17 protein-coding genes are annotated in these 20161 nt (G+C 64.8%); 13 read left to right on the plus strand and 4 right to left on the minus strand.

From position 1 onward, the window contains the following. Nucleotides 1-216: 216 nt before the first annotated feature. The 3 genes from GWG54_RS13950 (at nt 217) to GWG54_RS13960 (ending at nt 5687) form a co-directional block, all read left to right on the plus strand. Complete coding sequence (locus GWG54_RS13950) at nt 217-2061, plus strand: asparagine synthase-related protein (protein WP_167938353.1); 1845 nt, start codon at nt 217-219, stop codon at nt 2059-2061. A gap of 294 nt (nt 2062-2355) precedes the next feature. After that, nucleotides 2356-3864: a phenylalanine--tRNA ligase subunit alpha gene (locus GWG54_RS13955; protein WP_167938354.1), complete on the plus strand. Its 1509-nt coding sequence runs from the start codon at nt 2356-2358 to the stop codon at nt 3862-3864. Continuing rightward, nucleotides 3864-5687 carry a phenylalanine--tRNA ligase beta subunit-related protein gene (locus GWG54_RS13960; protein WP_167938355.1) on the plus strand — a complete coding sequence of 608 codons (1824 nt, stop codon included), beginning with the start codon at nt 3864-3866 and terminating at the stop codon, nt 5685-5687. Before GWG54_RS13955 ends, GWG54_RS13960 begins: the two co-directional genes overlap by 1 nt. 156 nt (nt 5688-5843) lie before the next feature. Here the strand turns inward: GWG54_RS13960 and GWG54_RS13965 are convergent, their stop codons facing one another. Continuing rightward, complete coding sequence (locus tag GWG54_RS13965; RefSeq protein WP_005555160.1) at nt 5844-6041, minus strand: hypothetical protein; 198 nt, start codon at nt 6039-6041, stop codon at nt 5844-5846. 233 nt (nt 6042-6274) lie between these two features. On the opposite strand from GWG54_RS13965, the gene GWG54_RS13970 reads away from it, so the two are divergent. Next, entirely contained in the window at nt 6275-6583 is a 309-nt protein-coding gene (locus GWG54_RS13970; protein WP_008420795.1) for a non-histone chromosomal MC1 family protein, read from the plus strand. Between the two features lie 159 nt (nt 6584-6742). Further along, nucleotides 6743-7561 (plus strand): prephenate dehydratase, encoded by an 819-nt coding sequence (gene pheA, locus GWG54_RS13975; protein WP_167938356.1) that lies wholly within the window; start codon nt 6743-6745, stop codon nt 7559-7561. 58 nt (nt 7562-7619) lie between these two features. Here the strand turns inward: pheA and GWG54_RS13980 are convergent, their stop codons facing one another. Together GWG54_RS13980 and GWG54_RS13985 are read right to left on the minus strand one after the other, a co-directional pair. Further along, complete coding sequence (locus GWG54_RS13980; RefSeq protein WP_167938357.1) at nt 7620-8423, minus strand: ABC transporter permease; 804 nt, start codon at nt 8421-8423, stop codon at nt 7620-7622. Further along, on the minus strand, nt 8420-9376 hold the full coding sequence (locus tag GWG54_RS13985) for an ABC transporter ATP-binding protein (RefSeq protein WP_312854290.1): 957 nt from the start codon (nt 9374-9376) through the stop codon (nt 8420-8422). The genes GWG54_RS13980 and GWG54_RS13985 overlap by 4 nt, the downstream gene beginning before the upstream one ends. Before the next feature lie 386 nt (nt 9377-9762). Between GWG54_RS13985 and GWG54_RS13990 the strand changes: the two genes are divergently transcribed. The 8 genes from GWG54_RS13990 (at nt 9763) to GWG54_RS14025 (ending at nt 19025) form a co-directional block, all read left to right on the plus strand. Then, a complete protein-coding gene (locus tag GWG54_RS13990; protein WP_167938359.1) occupies nt 9763-10626 on the plus strand; it encodes a CPBP family intramembrane glutamic endopeptidase in 864 nt (287 codons plus the stop codon). 60 nt (nt 10627-10686) lie between these two features. Further along, nucleotides 10687-11616, plus strand: coding sequence for an ABC transporter ATP-binding protein (locus GWG54_RS13995; protein ID WP_167938360.1), 930 nt, complete (start codon nt 10687-10689; stop codon nt 11614-11616). After that, on the plus strand, nt 11613-12482 hold the full coding sequence (locus GWG54_RS14000; RefSeq protein WP_167938361.1) for an ABC transporter permease: 870 nt from the start codon (nt 11613-11615) through the stop codon (nt 12480-12482). The genes GWG54_RS13995 and GWG54_RS14000 overlap by 4 nt, the downstream gene beginning before the upstream one ends. A gap of 53 nt (nt 12483-12535) precedes the next feature. After that, nucleotides 12536-12991 (plus strand): peroxiredoxin, encoded by a 456-nt coding sequence (locus GWG54_RS14005; RefSeq protein WP_167938362.1) that lies wholly within the window; start codon nt 12536-12538, stop codon nt 12989-12991. A 310-nt stretch (nt 12992-13301) separates the two neighbouring features. Then, nucleotides 13302-13721 carry an Hsp20/alpha crystallin family protein gene (locus GWG54_RS14010; protein ID WP_167938363.1) on the plus strand — a complete coding sequence of 140 codons (420 nt, stop codon included), beginning with the start codon at nt 13302-13304 and terminating at the stop codon, nt 13719-13721. Nucleotides 13722-13871: 150 nt separating this feature from the next. Beyond that, nucleotides 13872-16538: a leucine--tRNA ligase gene (leuS, locus tag GWG54_RS14015; RefSeq protein WP_167938364.1), complete on the plus strand. Its 2667-nt coding sequence runs from the start codon at nt 13872-13874 to the stop codon at nt 16536-16538. A gap of 89 nt (nt 16539-16627) precedes the next feature. Continuing rightward, the gene (locus tag GWG54_RS14020) at nt 16628-17395 is read left to right on the plus strand and encodes a YqjF family protein (protein ID WP_167938365.1); all 768 of its coding nucleotides are present in this window, start codon (nt 16628-16630) and stop codon (nt 17393-17395) included. Between the two features lie 187 nt (nt 17396-17582). Then, complete coding sequence (locus GWG54_RS14025; RefSeq protein WP_167938366.1) at nt 17583-19025, plus strand: sugar porter family MFS transporter; 1443 nt, start codon at nt 17583-17585, stop codon at nt 19023-19025. 34 nt (nt 19026-19059) lie between these two features. Here the strand turns inward: GWG54_RS14025 and GWG54_RS14030 are convergent, their stop codons facing one another. After that, on the minus strand, nt 19060-20052 hold the full coding sequence (locus tag GWG54_RS14030; RefSeq protein ID WP_167938367.1) for an ornithine cyclodeaminase family protein: 993 nt from the start codon (nt 20050-20052) through the stop codon (nt 19060-19062). Nucleotides 20053-20161 lie beyond the last annotated feature (109 nt).

Below are 20161 nucleotides of genomic sequence, written 5' to 3' on the forward strand. Positions count from 1 at the left end.
GAGGAGGTCCTCGCTCGAGGGTTCGCTCGCGCGACGGTCGGAAATCGCGTCGGCGAAAAGAGAGCGGTTAGGAGAAAAATAACCGTTGGGTACGACGATTCGTCCACGGGAGAGCGGGGAAATCGAACGCAGTTCGTGCTGACACAACGGAGCGTCGGCGAGGCGACCGGAGACGTAATCACAACGACTATCCGGCGACTCGGGGACGTTCGGGGCATGGTCGGACTCGGCGGTACGATCGACGAGGACAGCGGTACGCAGGAGCGCATTCGCGCGGATTTGGGGTGGACGGGCGAGGAGATCGAGCAGACGCGCGACGGCGACCGCGTTACGGTCAGCGCCGTCACGCACGCGTTTCGATCGGAGCCCCAGCCGGCCGCGACGGGCGGCGACGCCGAACTCTGGATCTGGGGGTCGATCTGGGGGTTTGATCGACCCGACGGCGGGTACGAGGTCGCGACGGAATCGCCCGCGGCGTACTGCGCCTCGCTCTACGAGGAGTACGGGATCGAGTTCGTCTCCGGGCTCAACGGAACGTTCGTCGGCCTCGTCTACGACCGATCGGACCGGACGGTAACTCTCTTTACCGACCGTCTCGGCACGAGACCGCTGCACTACGCCCTGACCGACGACGGCGTGGTGTTCTCGACGAACCCACAGTCGCTCCCCGTTCACCCCGCCGTTCCCGCCGCGTTCGACGTCGAGTCCCTCGCGGAGTACTTCACGCTGCAGCGGTCGTTCGGCGTGACGACGCCCCTCGAGGGGGTGGCCCAGCTACGCCCCGGGTCGATCCTCGCCGTCTCGCTCGAGGACGGCGGCGTCGACGAGCGGCGGTACTGGAAACCGAGCTACGATCCGCGGAGTCGGTCGCCGACCTACTTCGCGAAGCGGATCGCCGAACGGCTGCGGGAGGTCGCCGAGGAGCGAACGCGACCGGACGGCGAGTACGGACTCATGCTGAGCGGTGGCAGCGATTCGCGGCTGATTCTCGCCGCGCTGACCGCCGCCGACCGCGACGTTCGGGCCTTCCACATGAACGACTGGCACAACGTGGAGGCCGAGATCACGCGCCGAGTCGCCGAAACGGCGGGCGTTCCGATCACGTTCCTGCGACGCGACCGCGACTACCAGGCGCGCGCGCTCTCGTCGGTGCCGCGGATCGCGACGTTCAACGGCTACTTCAACCAGCTCCACGCCGGCGGGTTCGAGGATCTCCTCTCCGACGCCGTTGACGTCCTTTTCACGGGCCACTACGGCGATATCCTGTTCAAGGGCGATCACCTGCCGACCCGAACGGTCGACCTCGGTCCGGTCGGCTCGTTTGAGGTCCCGTTCGAACGGACGCTGTCGTCCGTCGAGGAGTTCGCCGACTACCGCACCACCGAGGCCCCCGCGTACATCTCCGGCGCGCTCGATCGATCGGTACGGGACATCTACCGTGCGAACGTGACGTCTCGAGGCGACGGGCTCGTCGATCACGGGATCGAGTACGACACCCTCGAGGAGGCCCTGCTGTTCGGTCGCTGTCCGTTCACCAACAGCTCGTCGCATTTCTTCTACTACGGCACGCTCCAGATGATGCCGTCCGGAACGCTCTTTCTCGACAACCGGCTGCTGGAGCTCTTCCAGCGCGTTCCGCGACGGTACTTCCACCGGGGGAACCTCATCAGTCGCGCGATCGAGATGCTCGACTCCGACCTTGCGGCCATCCCGCACGCGTCGACCGGAACGTCGCTCTCGTCGCCGTTTCCCGTCCAGTGGGCCGGCGAGGTCGCGACCGCGTTCAAGCGCCGATACGTCGATCGGTCGCCGGCGAAAGCCCACTGGACCCACGGCGCCTGGCCCGACCACAACGAACTCATTCGCACGCACCCGTTCGTCCGCGACACCCTCGAGGAACACGAGTCGACGATCCGCGCCCTCCCCTTCCTCGACGCGGCGGGGGTCGATCGGTGTTACGAGGAGCACCTCGACGGCGGGGCGAACCTGGGACCGCTGTACACGCTGGCGACGTTTCTCAACATGCCCGTCACACAGTACATCGCCGACCGAACGACCTGATCGGACCTCGGCCGCGTAACGCTTTTGGAACCCCGTTGTGATCGTTGGCACATGGCATCCGAGTCCCACCGCCGGTGTGTCGCCCGCCAGCCAGCGCCGCGTCCGGGGTTCGGTTTCTTCTTCGCCCGGTGAGGTCGGGGCGGTGGACTCGAGGGCGATACAACCGATCGACCTCGTCGAAACCGTCCGCGACGTCGTCCTCGAGGTCGCTCGAGTCGGGCGACTCGGATCGGGGACGCGTCGAACGGAGTCGGAACCGCTAACTGACCGACCGACAGCCATTCAGACAAGCGAATGCAACTACCAGAATCACAGGTCGCGGTCCTCGAGGCCGCGAGCGCAGACGAGGCGACGTCCGTCGACGCCCTCGCTGCGGCGACCGACCTGCCGCCCGAAACCGTCACCGGGGCGGCGTTCGAACTCGAGGAGGAAGGACTGGTCGCCGTCGCCGAGCGGGTCGACGAAACGGTCTCGCTCACCGAAGAGGGCGAGGAGTACGCCGAGCGCGGGCTGCCCGAGGTTCGGCTCTACGAGGCCGCGCTCGAGGCCGGAGCCGACGCCGACCCCGCCCCGATGGGGCAGGTCATCGGCGCCTCGGGACTCGAGGGTGCAGCTGTCGACATCGCGCTCTCGAACTACGCCCGGAAGGGGTACGGTTCGATCGAGAGCGGCGAGATCACGGCCGACCCCGACGCAGAGCCCGCCGCGGACGCGGAGGCGACCGCTCTCGACGAACTCGCGAACGAGGGAGCACTCGAAGGGGGCGACGTTCTCGAGCAACTCGAGCGCCGCGGGCTCGTCGAGGTCGCCGAATCGACCGTCCGCGAGGTGGAACTCACCGAACAGGGCGTCACCGAGCTGATGGCCGGCGTCGAGACCGCCGAGACGGTCGGCCAGGTGACGCCGGAGCTGCTCACCAGCGGCGAGTGGGAGGAGGTCGAGTTCGCCGAGTACAACGTCGAGGCCGACGCCGAGACCGTCGAGGGGGGACGCGTCCACGTCCTCCGGGAGATGTCCGAGCGGGTCAAGGACGTCCTCGTCGGGATGGGGTTCGAGGAGATGGACGGCCCCCACGCCGACGCGGACTTCTGGATCAACGACTGCCTGTTCATGCCCCAGGACCACCCCGCCAGAACGCACTGGGACCGCTTTGCCTTAGAGCAGCCGACCCACATCGACGACCTCCCCGAAGCGCTCGTCGACCGCGTCGAGCGCGCCCACCGTGAGGGCGTCGGCGACGATGGCGAGGGGTATCACTCCCCCTGGGACGAGGACTTCGCGCGGGCGCTCGCGCTTCGCGGGCACACGACCTCGCTGTCGACGCGGTACCTCTCGGGCGAGCAGATCGGCGAGATCGAACCGCCCGCGCGCTTCTTCAGCGTCGAGAAGGCCTACCGAAACGACACCTTGGACGCGACCCACCTGCTCGAGTTCTACCAGATCGAGGGCTGGGTGATGGCCGAGGACCTCTCGGTGCGCGATCTGATGGGCACCTTCGAGGAGTTCTACGCCCAGTTCGGCATCACCGATATCCAGTTCAAACCCCACTACAATCCCTACACGGAGCCGAGCTTCGAGCTCTTTGGCACCCACCCGACGACGGGCGAACTGATCGAGATCGGCAACTCCGGCATCTTCCGCGAGGAGATGCTCGAGCCCCTCGGAGTAGAGTGCGACGTCATGGCCTGGGGACTCGCCTTAGAGCGCCTCGCCATGCTGACTACGGGCGCGGAGGACATCCGCGACCTCCACGGGACGCTCGCCGACCTCGAGTTCCTGCGGAACGCGGAGGTGACCTACTGATGCCAACCGTCGACATCGACCCCGACGAACTGCGCGAGCTGACCGGCCACGAGGAGAAAAGCGACGAGGAGCTCCAGGAGGACCTGTTCGGGCTCGGCCTCGAGTTCGAGGGCTGGACCGACCAGGACGAGTTCGAACTCGAGTTCGCGCCGGATCGCCTCGATCGGCTCTCGGTCGAGGGGGTCGCGCGCTCGATGCGGTACCACTACGGCGATGCCCGTGGCGTCCACATCCCCTCGACGAACGACGCCGACTGGACGATCGAGGTCGAGGAGTCGGTTCCCGACGAACGACCCTACGTCACGGGCGCGGTGATCCGCGACGTCGATCTGGACGAGGACGGTCTCGACTCGCTCATCCAGCTCCAGGAGAAACTCCACGCGACGATGGGCCGCAAGCGCGCGAAGGGCGCGATCGGGATCCACGATCTGACGATGTTGAAAGGCGCCGCTGCCACCGAGGGGAACCCCACGATCCGGTACGTCGGCGTCGAGCCCGACGAGGACCGGTTCGTCCCGCTCGATTCCGACGCCGAGCTGACGCCCGGAGAGGTGCTCGAGGAACACCAGACCGGACGAGAGTACGCCAACCTCGTCAGCGAGTACAACCGGTATCCAGCGATCTACGACGACATCGGTCTGTTCTCGTTCCCCCCGGTGATCAACGGTCGCCGGACCGAAGTCTCGACCGACTCGCGCGATCTGTTCGTCGAGATGACCGGCACCGACCAGTGGACGATCGACAAGATGCTCAACATCGTCTGCTACGCGCTCGCGGCGCGGGGCGCGACCCTCGAGGACGTCACCGTCGAGTACCCCGACGACGAGTTAGTGCGCCCCGACCTCTCGACGAAGACGAAGCGGGTTGCCCACGACCGCATCGAGACCCTCCTCGGAATCGATCTCGACCCCGACGACGTGATCGATCTGGCCGAACGCTCGGGGCTCGACGCCGCGAGAAGCGAGGACGAAGCGACGGGCGACGACGGGAGTTCGATCACGCCCCTGGAGGACCGAGACGGACTCGAGGAACGGGACGGCCCGGGGGGTTCGGGCGAGTCGAGAGCCGACGACGCCGCGTCGACGGACGACCTCGTCTACGAGGTGACGATCCCGCCCTACCGCGTCGACGTGCTCCACCCGCTGGACGTCATCGACGACCTCGGCCGAGCCTACGGCTTCAACGACCTCGAGCCCCGCTACCCCGAGGTCGGCACCGTCGGCGGGCGCCACGAGCGATCCCGGCTCGAGCGCGCGGTTCGAACCCAACTCGTCGGGCTGGGCTTCGAGGACCTGCTCAACTTCCACATGATAAACGAGGCCCAGAACTACGAGCGCCTCGACGTCGAACCCGGCGAGGACGCCTACGGCGCGGGCGAGCCCGCGACGATCAAGGAACCCTACAGCGAGGACTACACAATGTTACGAACGTGGACGCTGCCCTCGCTGCTACAGGTCCTCGAGAACAACACCCACCGCGCGTACCCCCAGCACCTCTCGGAGGTCGGGTTCGCGGCCGAGCTCAACGAGAGCGAGAACACCGGCGTCGCCGAGGGACGCCACGTCGGCGGAGTCCTCGCCGACCACGAGGCCGGCTACGAGGACGCCAAGGCGCGCCTGCAGGCGCTCGCCCGCGACTTCGACGTCGACCTCGAGACGCCCGCGGCCGACCATCCGACCTTCATCCCCGGCCGAGCGGCCGACGTCGTCCTCGACGGCGAGACCGTCGGCGTCGTCGGTGAGGTCCACCCGAAGGTACTCGTCGAGCACGACCTCGAGGTGCCCGTCGCGGCCTTCGAGTTCGACCTCGAGGCGCTCCGATAGGAGCCGATCGTACTAGCGGGTGGGCTGGCGGGAAATCAGAACCGGTGTGACTCCGGGTTTGGTCGGTTGGGCGTCGATCTCAGTTCGGCGACGGACGCGAACGGCGGGCCGAACCGGTGGCCACGCGAAAACGAAACGGACCCGGCGGAGAACGCGTCAAAACTCGTGCTCTACCTCTTCCTCGTTGGCCTTCTGGATGATGATCTTCCCGTCCCGAACGCGAACGAAAACTTCGTCGCCGATATCCATACCCGCGACTGCGAGTTCGTCCTCGTGGAGGTTCAGATGGACGTTGTGATAGTTGCCGTCTTCGTCTTTCGCACCGCTTGGACTCAACTTCTTTTTCCGGACCATCGCGGGATTCTAGCTCGCACTTCGCCGTAGGATATACTTAAGTGTTTTCTACGACACAGCGAACGACTCGGTTCGGCCCGCGACGGGATTCGTTCGGAGACGAACCCGATTCCGTCGATCGAACGACGTCGGGATCGTCCCTCACGATCACTTAAAGATACTGGCGCAGTCCGTCGATTTTGGGGATATCTTTATGTCGGATCGTGTGCAGAACTGACATGGAGGCCGAAACTATGGTACGTGAAGACGGAAAACGAAACTTTGCACTGCGAGAATCGGGCGGCGACGAGACCAGCGTCTTCTCGGGAAACACGCCCCGCCAGGCGGCGCTCAAAGCGGCCCGTCGACTCGAGCCGGGCTCGAGCGAGGACGCGGCGGATCGCGTCGAGCTCCGGCTCCGCGAGAAGGGGACCGACAAGGTCCACATCTACGACGGCTGGGCTTGGGAGGAGACCGCTCCCGACGACAAACCCGGCTGGATGCCCGACGAGATCACGGAAGCCAACGTCTCGAAGAAGGGGATCGACCACCTCGACGAGTAGTCGTCCCCGACACCGACCGTTTTGGAGAGTCGCCGTCCGAACCGCGAGTCGAGCGATCGACGCCGAATCGGATTCCGTCCGCGCGGCGGACCGCGCTCGGCCGGGCCGAACGCGGATGCTCCGACGCCCTTTTGGCGCGGTCCAGCCAAGACTCGGCCGATGCGTACAGTCACGCTCGGTCCCGAAGGGACCTACTCGCACCGGGCAGCGAGCGCGATCGCCGACGACGACGAGATCGGGTTCCGACAGTCGGTGACCTCGATCGTCGAGGCCGTCGCGACCGGCGAGTACGACCGCGGCATCGTCCCCATCGAGAACAGCATCGAAGGGAGCGTCACCGAGAGCTTAGACGCCGTCGCGGAGTACGACGTCGCGATCGTCCGCGAGATCGTCACGCCGATCCGCCACGCGCTGCTCGCCCAGGGACCGGAGTTCGACACGATCGCAAGCCACTCCCAGGCGCTGGCCCAGTGTCGATCCTACCTCGAGCGCGAGTACCCCGACGCGACCCTCGAGGCCGTCGCCAGCACCGCCCAGGGCGTCGAGTTCGCCCGCGATGATCCGTCGGTCGCGGGGATCGGCCACCCCGCGAACGCCGACATCGAGAACGGCCTCGAGGTGCTCGCCGAGGACATCCAGGACCAGGACTCGAACGCGACGCGGTTTTTCGCGCTCGCACCCGCCGACGAGCGCTCGACCGGCGGCGGGAAGTCGACGTTCGTCGTCTACCCGAACGCGAACTACCCCGGACTGTTGCTCGAGTTGCTCGAGCCCTTCGCCCAGCGGGACATCAACCTCTCCCGGGTCGAGTCCCGACCCAGCGGCCAGCGACTCGGCGACTACGTCTTCCACATCGACGTCGAGGCGGGACTGTACGAGTCCCGGACGCTCGAGGCGCTCGAGGACATCGAGGAACTGGCCGAGAAGGGCTGGGTGCGACGGCTCGGGTCGTACGATCTCGAGCACGTCGTCGAGTGAGGAGGGCCGCTCGATCACGGATCGAGAACTTCTCCGCTCACAGCGCAGCCGGCGAAAATCAGTAGTGGCCCATCACTCCGGTTGCTCGAGCGCAGTCGGTACAGTACCGGAAGAGAGCGTAGCCGAGAAGGAAGTACGCGATCCCCACGAACGCGAGCACCGAGAGCTCCGCGGGCTCGAACTCCCAGAGCCGGACACCCTCGTTCATCACCCGTTGGAGTAGGTAACTCCCCTGGGTGAGCGGGAGCAGTTTCAGCGCGACGAACTCCGTTGAAGCGGGTCCGAGGGCAATACAGGCGACGAGCGCGAACTTGACGAGACCGAAGACCGCACTGACGTTCTTGTAACGAACTGTCGCGCCCCCGAACAGCAGCCCGAGTCCGATCGTCGACAGGAGCGTGAGGGCGACGATTGGAACGATACTGAGCAGATCGAGCGAGATCGACTCCCCCGTCGTCAGGAGCATCAGTGCAAGCATCGCAAACCCGATCGAGAACGTCACCAGCAGCGAGCTGAGCGACAGCAAGACCGCGATAGGGCCGAAGCCGATCGGCGAGAGATAGAGCTGTTCGAGGGTCCCCCACTTCGCCTCTGTCGCGAATAGCCCCGCGAGCGACTGGTAGGAGGCGTTTGCCATGACGAACAGGAAGAATCCGACGATCAGCGCGCCGAGCGTCTCGCCGAAACTCGGGCCGACGAACGAGCGCCCGCCGACGTAGACGAGAAGAAACAGCGCGTACAGACCCAGTACCGCGCCAGCGGTGTTCAACGGGTACCGTCGCATGATGAGTAGGTCCCGCCGCACCAGCGCGGACAGCGCCGAGGCGAGCGCTGACAGCGTCCGTGGATCGCCTCCACTCATAGCGTACTCCGAGGCTGACGTCGATCCTCGGCCGGTGACCGATCGAACGCGAGCGAGTCGAGGACGGTTTCGAGGCTCCCCTCGAGAGTCCGTACCGACTCGATCTGCGAGCCGTGCGCCACAACCGTTCCGGTTAGTTCGTGGATACGGCCGGCGTCCGGAACGGCGACTTCCATCGTCGTTCGATCCCGATGTTCGGTGCAGGAGACGAGGTCGTACGTCCGATCGATCTCGCTTCGCGCTGCCGGTGAGAGCGGTCCCTCGACGACCAGTTCGTACACCTCCGTCCGGAAGACGTCGACCAAATTTTCGATGTCGTCGTTCGCCACGATACGGCCGTCGTCGAGAACGATCCCTCGATCGCAGACCGACTCGATCGCGTCGAGGTCGTGACTCGAGAGGACGATCGTCATCCCCCGTTGCTCCGCGAGTTCGACGAGCAACGCCTGAAGCTCGAGGGACGCCTCGGTGTCGAGTCCGAGCGTCGGCTCGTCGAGAAACAGTACGTCGACGTTCTGGACCAGTGCTGCGGCAATCGAGACTCGCTGTTTCTGTCCTCGAGAGAGGTCATTAACTACTTCGGTCGAGAGATCAGTGAGGTTCAGTTGGTCGATGGTCGCGCGGATTCGATCGCGCTCGTCGTTACACTCGTCGGCGTTCAGTCGGCTGAAAAACTCGAGGTTCTCACGGACCGTTAGCCGCCAGTACGTGCTTCGGGCGCCCTCGAGTACCGCGGCCATCGTCGCGTGAGCGCGATGGGGGTGTTTCGCGACATCGACGCCGTCAACTCGAACACGTCCTCCCGTCGGAGAGATCAGTCCGAGCAACGTCTTGAGGAGCGTTGTCTTGCCGGCGCCGTTCGGCCCGATTAGTCCGGCGATCTTTTCCGGTTCGATCTGCAGATCGACACCGTCGACTGCACAAACCGTCTCTTCGGTTTGATCGTACGCCACGACCAGATTCTCGACGGAAATGATCGAGCGTGTTGTTGAATTACCGTTCTCAGTCATACAGCGAAGCGTGGGCCTCGTGATCGTACATATAATCTCGCATACAACCGTGACAAGTGTGTACTCTCGGTGCCACGTCGTCTTTCAAGTTTATAACCGAAAGCGAGACTATTCAGACTCGGGTGACATACCCATGCTCCAATATATCGAAGCGGGATACGATGGCGATACGCTGAGCGGCAGTCTCAGTATCGAAATCGGATCCTTCTAAACGCAACGCTCGGAGGAACAGTCCTATCACCAACCCGTTTTGGCCGTAACGAGCTGCTGCCGAATCGAGTCGTAAGGGCGGTCAACCCCCAGAGACCGACCACGAGAATACCGAATCTATGAGCCCGGATCGCAACAGTCCCGTCGAAGGCGTCAAAGAGTGGAGAGTCGCGACCCTATCACTGATTCTGCTCGCAGCCATGTTCACAGTACTGATCGGCTCCCACATCGTCGCAAACAGCCTCCTTTCGATTCCCTGGCTCCTCCCGGAAGCGGAAGGGGCACTGATCGGCATCCCGCTCGCACTAGTTGTCTATCTCCTCATCCCGAGACTCATTAGGATCCCACGCGAGGCCCTGTTTATTACGGTCCCCAGCCGATCTATCCTTCGGTGGACGGGAGTTGCGGTCGCCCTCGTTGGAGCCGTCACCGTCGGTAGCGTCGTAGGCCTGTCAGGGATACTCGAGGTACACGTCAGCGACGGACGGTTTCTCTCGAGGGTACTACTGAGTGCAGTGCTGTTGGGACTGCTCGCCGCGATAACAGAAGAGCTCGTGTTTCGCGGGTATCTGCTCTCGTTTATCGGCCACAGCTGGGGATGGCCAGCGGCGATCGTGTTGACGTCGATACTGTTTGGATTGCTACACAATGGCAAGGTCGCGGGCACCGGCGCGTCGGAACTCTACGTGCTGGTCGCAACCTCAGCGGGGCTGCTGTACGCGCTCATCACCTACTACACCGAAAGCGTCTGGAACGCAGTCGTACTTCACGCCATCTGGAATACCATGTTTCACACCCAAGTAATCTCGATCGGGCCCGCCGAAACGCAACCGGAACGGGCGATAGTTAGCTACGAGTACGCCGAGGCCGGTTTCCTGTTCGGCGGAAACTGGGCGACCGCTACCATCTCTCCGTTCGTGTTGCTTATACTGGTAGTCGCATCGGCCACCGTACTACTCGGTTACCGTCAAAATTCCATCTAGTAATAATCCGAAGTAATAACTTTCACAAATAAGTACTATAGGGCAGCCAGTGAGAAGCCGATGAGCGCAATACGGACGAACGACCTGACGAAGCAATATAGATCACAAACCGTCGTCTCGAAGATCAATCTCGAGGTAGATACCGGCGAAGTGTACGGGTTTCTCGGCCCGAACGGCGCCGGCAAGTCGACGACGATCGCGATGTTGCTGTCGTACGTACACCCGACCGACGGGGCTGCTCGAGTCCTCGGCAGAGACATCCGCGAAGGACCTGCCGAGATCAAACATCGAATCGGCGTGTTGCCGGAACAATACCAGCTGTACGATCGACTAACGGGTCGAAAGCACCTCCGTTTCGCCATCGATTCAATGGGAGCAGGCGACGATCCGGACGCGTTGGCCGATCGCGTTGGGCTTGAGGCGACCGCAGCTCGGCGTTCGGTAGGCGAGTACTCGACGGGGATGAAACAGCGACTACGGATCGCGTTAGCACTGGTCAATGAGCCCGATCTACTCGTACTCGACGAACCTTCGAGCGGACTCGATCCGGCCGGGATTCGACTTCTCAAGGAAATCGTTCTCGAGGAGAGAGATCGCGGTGCAGCCGTGTTCTTTTCCAGTCACGTCCTCGAGCAGGTCGAAGAGGTCAGCGATCGCATCGGAATTCTCGTCGACGGTGAACTCCGAATGAGCGGAAATCTCGAAGAGCTTAAATCCGGCACCGGTGCTGCGGTCGAACTCGAGGTCGAGACCGACGCCGTTTCCCGAGAACTTCTGACCGCCGTTGAATCGCTCGAAGCCGTCACGGGATGTACTGCCATCGATAGCGACTATGGAGGGCCCTCACTCTCTATCTCACTCTCGAGTGACACCGCGAAAGCGGAGGTTCTCCGAACGGTCGAGGCACACTCGACGGTCGAGGATTTTACCGCTGAAAAGCAGTCGCTCGAGTCACTGTTCGAGAAGGGCGTCGCGGAGGCGAACCGATGACGGTCGTCGACATCGCGCGCAAGGACGTCGCCGACGCCGTTCGCTCGAGAGCGCTGTGGGTCGCCACCGCGATCTTTCTCGGGTTTATCGTCCTGACACAGGGAATCGTCCTGGCGGTCGTCGAGAATCCGGATCCCGAACTCGCGGCGCGCTTTCTCGAGGGCCCGGCGACGGAGGTCGTGCTCCCGATACTCGGTCTTCTGGTCGGCTACCAGGCGATCGTCGGCGAGCGTGAGACGGGTAATATCAAACTCCTGCTTGGACTCCCCCACTCCCGACTGGACGTGTTGCTCGGCAAGTTCGTCGGCCGGACGGCCGTCCTTGCGGTCGCCGTCCTGGGCGGATTTCTGACAGCGATCGGGATGATCGCCGCGACGGTCGGACTCCCCCCGCTCGTCCCGGTCGCAGCGTACGTGCTGTTCGTTTTCCTGTCTACGGCGGCGATCGTCTCGATCGCGGTCGGGATTTCGGCCGTCGTCGAGACCAGAACTCGAGCGATCAGCGTCGCCATCGGTGGATACCTCCTCGCGACCGTCCTCTGGTCGTACGTCGTCGACGGGTTCTACTACGCGGTTACTCGAAGCCTTCCGAGCGCCGACCCGCCGACGTGGCTCGCGGTCGTCGATCACCTCAACCCCCTCACCGCGATGAGTACGAGTGCGGACGTGTTCTTGCCTGAGGCGAGCCAGATCGCGATCACGGCGACGGAGGAGGGAGTCAGTGCGACCCAGACCGAACAGACCCCGTCCGGCGCGGCGGAGACGCTCGTACACGAGCCGCTGTTCCTGGTCGCGGTACTGGTGTTCTGGATCGCACTCCCGCTCGCGGTCGGCTACCTCCGTTTCCGCGACGCCGACCTCTCGTAGCGTTCGCGAGTCGCTGTCCAAATCGTTTTTCACCCGCCCACCGTATTGCGGGTATGGCACTCACCGCAGGCGACGACGCGCCGACCGTCACCGCGCGCAACCAGGACGGCGAGGAGATCGTCCTCGAGTTCGACCACCCCACGGTGCTGTACTTCTACCCGCGGGACGAGACGCCCGGCTGTACGACCGAGGCGACCCAGTTCCAGCGCGAACTCGAGACCTACCACGAGGCGGGCGTCGACGTCTACGGCGTGTCGACCGACGACGTCGACTCCCACCAGTCCTTCTGTGAATCCGAGGGACTGGAGTTCGACCTGCTGGCTGATCCCGACGCCGAACTCGCCGAGGCGTTCGACGTCGAGGTCCGAAACGGCGCGACCGCGCGAACGACGTTTTTCATCGGCGACGGCGAGGTCAAGGCCGCCTACGAGGACGTCGATCCCGACGGCCACGCCCGGCAGGTCCTGCTCGACGCCCTCGAGGACGGCCGGGTCTCGCTGCCGGAGTAGTCGGCGCTCGCCGTCGTATCCGCGTTCCGGAAGCGGTCGCCGACGGGCGACTCGAGTGCGTGTGGATAACAAGCACATGATTTATAAGAGCGGACGACCAACGGAAAGACGTCGCTGGACGATAGCAAGTCCGGTGATCGGCTGGACGACGTATCGCGTGTGAAAACCACGACGATACGGGCCACGCCTCCTCGAGAACGAGGGTAACAGAGGAGTCGATCCACCTGTTCGCGTGGCCCCTTCCGAGCTGTTCGTCGATTTCGGTTCGTTCCGAGCAGAACTTATCCCTGTCGAGAACCTACGGTGGCGTATGCGCCGAAATCCGTTCGAGGATATCGAGGAGATGCTCGACCGCGTCAGCAAGCAGGTCGAGGGCGGGATGACGAGCGGTGGCCTCCAGGTACCGGGATCGGTTCCCGTCGACGTCGCCGACAGGGCCGAGGAGTACGTCGTCACGGTCGACCTGCCCGGCTACGACACCGACGACACCGAGTTGACCCTCGCCGAGGGGACGCTGCGCCTCGAGGCCGAGCGGACCGACGAACTCGAGCACGCCTCCGAACGGTACATCCGACGCGAACGAACGCGTACGTCGGTCAACCGTCGGATCCGGCTACCCGAACCCGTCGAGGAGGAATCGGTGTCGGCGAGTTACGAGAACGGCGTGTTGACGGTTCGACTGCCGAAACTCGAGGGCGGTGACGACTCGAAGGCGATCGACATCGAGTAGTCGAGCGCGGCGTCCGCCGACTCGAGGCGTCGGTATCGGCGGCTCGCGAAGTCGAACGCTCCGTTTTGACCGGACACCCGTCCGAAGAACGTTCAATGGGCTGTATAGAAAGTTATAGGACGGCGACGGTGCCTACACGTATATAAACAGATGAGCGACGCGGAATACGACCACGCGGCGGTCGAACGACGCTGGCAGGAGGCCTGGGACGAGGCGGACGTCTATCGGACCCCCGACGACGTCGAGGACCCGACGTACGTCCTCGGGATGTATCCCTACCCCTCGGGGAAGCTCCACATGGGTCACGTCCGTAACTACACGATCACGGACGCCTACGCGCGGTACCGACGGCTGCGCGGCGACGACGTGCTCCACCCGATGGGGTGGGACGCGTTCGGTCTCCCCGCCGAGAACGCCGCGAAGGAACGGGACACCAATCCGCGGGACTGGACGTTCGACTGCATTGAGACGATGCGCGACCAGATGGAGTCGATGGGCTTCGGCTACGACTGGGAGCGGGAGATCACTACCTGCACGCCCGACTACTACGAGTGGAACCAGTGGCTCTTCTCCTGGTTCCACGAGGAGGGACTCGTCGATCGACGCGACGCCGAGGTCAACTGGTGTCCCCACTGCGAGACCGTGCTGGCCGACGAGCAGGTCGAGGGCGAGGCCGAACTCTGCTGGCGCTGCGATACGCCGGTCGAGCAGCGCGAACTCGAGCAGTGGTTCCTGAAGATCACCGAGTACGCCGACGAACTGCTCGAGGACATCGACGACCTCGAGGGGTGGCCCAACTCGGTGCGCCAGATGCAGCGCAACTGGATCGGTCGCCAGGAGGGGACCGAACTCGAGTTCTCCATAGACGGGCACGGCTCCGTCGACGCCTTCACGACCCGCGTCGACACCATCCACGGGGCGACCTTCTTCGCGCTCGCGCCGGACCACCCGATCAGCGAGGGGCTGGCCGAGACCGACGAGGACGTTCGCCGCTTCATCGAGGAGGAGGCCGATCCCGAGGGCGACGAGCCCAACGGCGTCGAGACCGACCTGACCGCCACGAACCCCGTCACGGGCGAGGAGATCCCGGTCTACGTCGCCGACTTCGTCCTCTCGGACGTCGGGACGGGCGCGCTGATGGCCGTGCCGGGCCACGACGAGCGCGACCACGCCTTCGCGACGAAGATGGACGAGGAGATCGTCCCCGTCGTCGCCCCCGAGCCGGAGGACTGGGACGGCGAGACCGTTCCCGAAGCGCCCGACGTCAGCGAGGAGGCCTATACCGAGGACGGCGTCCTCGTCAACTCCGGGGAGTACTCCGGCCTCGAGAGCGACGTCGCCCGCGAACGGCTGACCGACGAGATCGACACCGCCGAGTGGACCACCCAGTACCAGCTCCGGGACTGGGGGATCTCCCGGCAGCGCTACTGGGGGACGCCGATCCCGGTCGTCCACTGTCACGACGGCTGTGGATCGGTCGTCCTCCCCGAGGAGGACCTGCCCGTCGAGCTGCCGGAGTTCATTAACACCACCGGCAATCCCCTCGACGCCGCCGAGGAGTGGAAGGAGACGACCTGCCCCGACTGCGGTGGAGACGCCACCCGCGAGACGGACACGATGGACACGTTCGTCGACTCCTCGTGGTACTTCCTGCGATACGTCTCGCCGGACCTCGTCGAGGCCCCGTTCGACCTCGAGCGAGCCAACGACTGGATGCCCGTCGACCAGTACGTCGGCGGGATCGAGCACGCCGTGATGCACCTGCTGTACTCCCGGTTTTTCACCAAGGTGCTGGCCGACCACGAGGGGCTCGAGCACCGCGAACCCTTCGCCAACCTGCTGGCCCAGGGCATGGTCCAGCTCGAGGGCGAGAAGATGTCCAAGTCTAAGGGCAACGTCGTCTCGCCCCAGCGCATCGTCGAGGAGTACGGCGCTGACACCGCCCGCCTCTTTATGATGCAGGCCGCCCAGCCCGAGCGGGACTTCGACTGGAGCGAGGAAGGGGTACGCTCGACGTACGCCTTCCTGAACCGGTTGAAGGGGATGGTCGAGGACTACACGGCGAACGAGCCGAACGGGGAAGATGACGCCGTCGCGAGCTATGTCGACAGCGAGATCGACGCCACCGTCGCCATCGCGACCGAGAAGTACGACGAGCTGACGTTCAATCGTGCGCTGCGACAGACCCAGGATCTAGTGCGGACCCTCCGGCAGTACGCGGACTACGCCGAACCCCACGCCACCACCTACGAGCGCGGACTGTCGGCCGTCGTCCGGCTGCTGGCGCCCGTCGCACCCCACATCGCCGAGGAGCTGTACGACGAGCTCGGCTACGACGGGTTCGCCGCCGCCGCCGAGTGGCCGACCGCCGAGGTCGACCGCGATCACGTCCGGAAGCGCCGCCAGCTGGTCGAAAATACCCGCGAGGACGTCCGCGACATCGTCGACGTCGCCGGCATCGAGGACCCGACTGAGCTCGACGTCGTCGTCGCGCCCGACTGGAAGTACGACGCCCTGGAGATCGCCGTCGAGAGCGACGCCGACAACCTGATCGGCGAGCTGATGGGGGAGGACCACATCCGCGAGCAGGGTGACGCCGCGGCCGACTACGGCCAGGACCTGCAGGCCGAACGGGAGGCGCTGTCGACGACGCTCGAACCCGAGGCCGAGTACGACGCCCTCGAGTCGGCCGCGTGGCTGCTCGAGCGCGAGTTCGAGGCACCGGTCAGCGTTCGCCGCGCCGAGGAGGCCGACGAGAGCGTGCTGAAAAACGCCGAGCCCGGACGGCCGGCGATCGAGATCGAGGACGGGAACTGACCTCGAGCCGGCAGTATCGACCGCGCGGGACTCGTGGAACGGGCAGGCCGTTCTTTTATTTCCGCACCCGTCGGTAGTGGCGATACTGGATGAGAAACGACGGCCGAGAGCGGTCGGACCCCGCGCGGTGGCCGGTCGCCGACGTTGCGAGCCCGAAAGCCCCCTACGTCGGCGCGATGACGTGGCGGAAGGGTCTGTTCGTCCACTGGCCGATCGATCCCGAGGCGCTCCGTCCCCACGTTCCCGACCAGCTTACCCTCGAGACCAGGGACGGGCGGGCCTGGCTGAGCGTGTTACCGTTCGTCCTCGCGGACGCCGGCCTGCGAGGGACGCCCTCGCTCGCACGGATCAGCATTACCGAACTCAACGTTCGCACCTACGTGCGCCACCGCGGCGATCCCGCGCTGTACTTCTTCAGCGTCGACGTCGACAACCCGGCGATCGGCGAAACGATCGGGCGGGCGACCAGGCTCCCGGTTTACACCGCCCGGATGTCCCTCGAGGACGACGGCGATCGGATCGAGTTCTCGAGCGAGCGTCAGCGTTCGGAGACCGGCGATCCGGCCCGATTCGTCGCGTCGTACCGTCCAACGGGCGAGACCTTCACCCCCCGAACGGGCTCGCTGGCGTACTGGTTGCTCGAGCGCCGACGGTTCTACGCGCCGTCGGGACGGGGCGTCGTGGCGGCCGAGATCGCACACGGTCCGTGGCCGCTCCGGCCGGCCGACGCGACGATCCGCGAAAACACGATGTTCGCGGCCAACGGGTTGCCGACGCCGTCGGACGATCCCGTCGTCCACTACTGCGGTCGGCTGCCGATCTGGGGATCGATTCCGCGGCGGTTGCCCGATGCGTGACCGCTCGAGCGAGTCCCGTCGCGGTCGTTCCGTCGGAACGCACGGTCGATCGTCGCCTCGAGAGATATAACGAATAATACGAATAGACGATAAATATCCGTCCAACACCCATATCTTTCATTACATATCCTGGAAACCGTCAGGTTTGTTTACCGAGGATCGAAATAATTCTTCATCGGTAGTCCGCATGTCAACAGAACACGCAAACCACGACGGTTCCGGACGGAACTCGTTTATCTACGTGGTCGCCGCGCTCGCGGCGCTGAACGGGTTGCTGTTCGGATTCGACACTGGAGTCATCTCCGGTGCGATGCTGTACATTCGGGAGACGTTCGAACTGGCGACCGTTCTCGGGTTCGCGATAGATCCCTCGCTAATCGAGGGGATCATCGTGAGCGGCGCCATGATCGGCGCGATCGTCGGCGCGGCGTTCGGTGGCCGTCTCGCCGATCGCCTCGGTCGGCGCCGCCTCATTCTGGTCGGCGCGGTCATCTTCTTCGTGGGATCGCTCATCATGGCGGTCGCCCCGAACGTCGAGGTGCTGATCGTCGGGCGGATCGTCGACGGGGTCGGCGTCGGGTTCGCCTCGGTCGTCGGGCCGCTGTACCTCTCGGAGATCTCGCCGCCGAAGATCCGCGGCTCGCTGGTCTCGCTGAACCAGTTGACGATCACCAGCGGGATCCTCATCGCCTACCTCGTGAACTACGCGTTCTCGAACGGTGGCGAGTGGCGCTGGATGCTCGGCCTGGGGATGGTTCCCGCGGCCGTCCTCTTCGCCGGAATGGTGTTCATGCCCGAGAGTCCCCGATGGCTCTACGAACAGGGACGGGAGGCCGACGCCCGCGAGGTGTTGGCCAGAACCCGCTCCGAGAACCAGGTCGCCGAGGAGCTCGGCGAGATCAAGGAGACCATCCAGACCGAGTCCGGAACGCTGCGGGACCTGTTCCAGTCCTGGGTGCGTCCGATGCTCATCGTCGGCGTCGGCCTGGCCCTGTTCCAGCAGGTAACCGGCATCAACACCGTGATGTACTACGCGCCGACGATCCTCGAGTCGACCGGGTTCCAGGACACCGCTTCGCTTCTGGCGACGGTCGGCATCGGCGTCGTGAACGTCGTGATGACCGTCGTCGCGGTCCTGCTGATCGATCGGACCGGACGTCGGCCCCTGCTGCTCGCGGGACTGGGCGGCATGACCGTCATGCTCGCGATCCTGGGGGCGGTGTTCTTCTTGCCCGGCCTCTCGGGAGGGCTCGGCTGGCTCGCGACCGGGAGCCTGATGCTGTACGTCGCGTTCTTCGCGATCGGTCTCGGTCCGGTGTTCTGGCTGATGATCTCCGAGATCTACCCGATGGAGATCCGCGGAACGGCGATGGGCGTCGTCACCGTCCTCAACTGGGCCGGCAACCTGCTCGTCTCCCTGACGTTCCTCCGGCTCGTCGACGTCTTCGGGCAGTCCGGAACGTTCTGGCTGTACGGTGTGTTGACCCTGCTGGCGCTGGTCTTCTGTTACCAGCTCGTCCCCGAGACGAAGGGACGCTCCCTCGAGGAGATCGAGGACGACCTGCGCGAGAAGGCGCTCGTCGGCGACGCGGAACGGGGCGACGCAGTCAGTAGCGGAAGCGACGACTGACCGCTCTGTCTTTTCGCGGCGATTTCGACCGTCGCTACCGGTCGGTGTGAATCAGTCCGAAGTCGAACCCGGCCTCGTGTTCCCGGGCATCCTGGTAGACGACGCGGGCCGCCGCGACGTCCTGGATCGCAAGCCCGGTCGAGTCGAAGACCGTGACGCCGGTGTCGTCCTCGCGGGCCGCCTTCGTTTCGGTGACGAGCTCGCCGATCTCGCCGTAGATGTCCTCGTCCGAGAGCGTCCCCTCACTGTAGGGAACGTTGACCTCGCCGGAGTGGGTACACTGCTCGTGGTCGTCGATGACGACGCGGGCCTCGAGCAACAACTCGTCGGACAGCTCGTGTTTGCCCTCGGCGTCGGCGCCGATCGCGTTGACGTGGGTGTGCTCGCCGACGTCCTCGAGGCCGACGACGGGATCTCTAACGGGCGTCACCGTCGAGAGGACGTCGCAGTGGCCCGCCTCCGAGATCGAGCCCGCGCGGACGTCGAACTCGTCGTCGTAGGCGTCGATAAACCGCTCGACGCGCTCGTCGTCGAGGTCGCTGACGACGACCTCCTCGATCGGGCGGACCTCGCTGATCGCGTCGAGTTGCGTGTAGGCCTGGACACCGGCCCCGACGATCCCCATCGACGTGGCGTCGGGAACGGCCAGGTAGTCGGTTGCGACGGCCGCCGCCGCCCCCGTTCGCTTCATCGTCAGCGCGGTCCCGTCCATGATCGCCAGCGGGTAGGCGGTCTCGGGATCGGAGTAGATCATCGTCCCGAGCACGGTCGGCAGGTCGTGGTCCGCGGGGTTGTCGGGGTGGACGTTGACCCACTTGACCCCCGCCGCGTCCCACTCGCCCGCGTCCAGATACGCGGGCATCGACCGGAAGTCGCCGTTGTACTGGGGGAGGTCGATGTAGGATTTGGCGGGCATCTGCGCGTCGCCGCGCTCGTAGGCGCCGAAGGCGTCCTCGACTGCACCGATGACGTCCGCCATCCGCGCGTGCTCGTCGACGTCGTCGCTGTCCAGGAGAAGCGTCTGCATGTCGGCGAATATTGCGGGCGAGTACTTAAGTGGTGCTAAGTAACGAGCAGCGGGCGCTCTCGAGCGAGTCAGCGAAAGAAATCGGCGTGTGGGCCGACAAATCGATCGA

It is taken from the genome of Natronococcus sp. JC468, from assembly GCF_012163165.1.
Classification (GTDB): Archaea; Halobacteriota; Halobacteria; order Halobacteriales; family Natrialbaceae; genus Natronococcus; species Natronococcus jeotgali.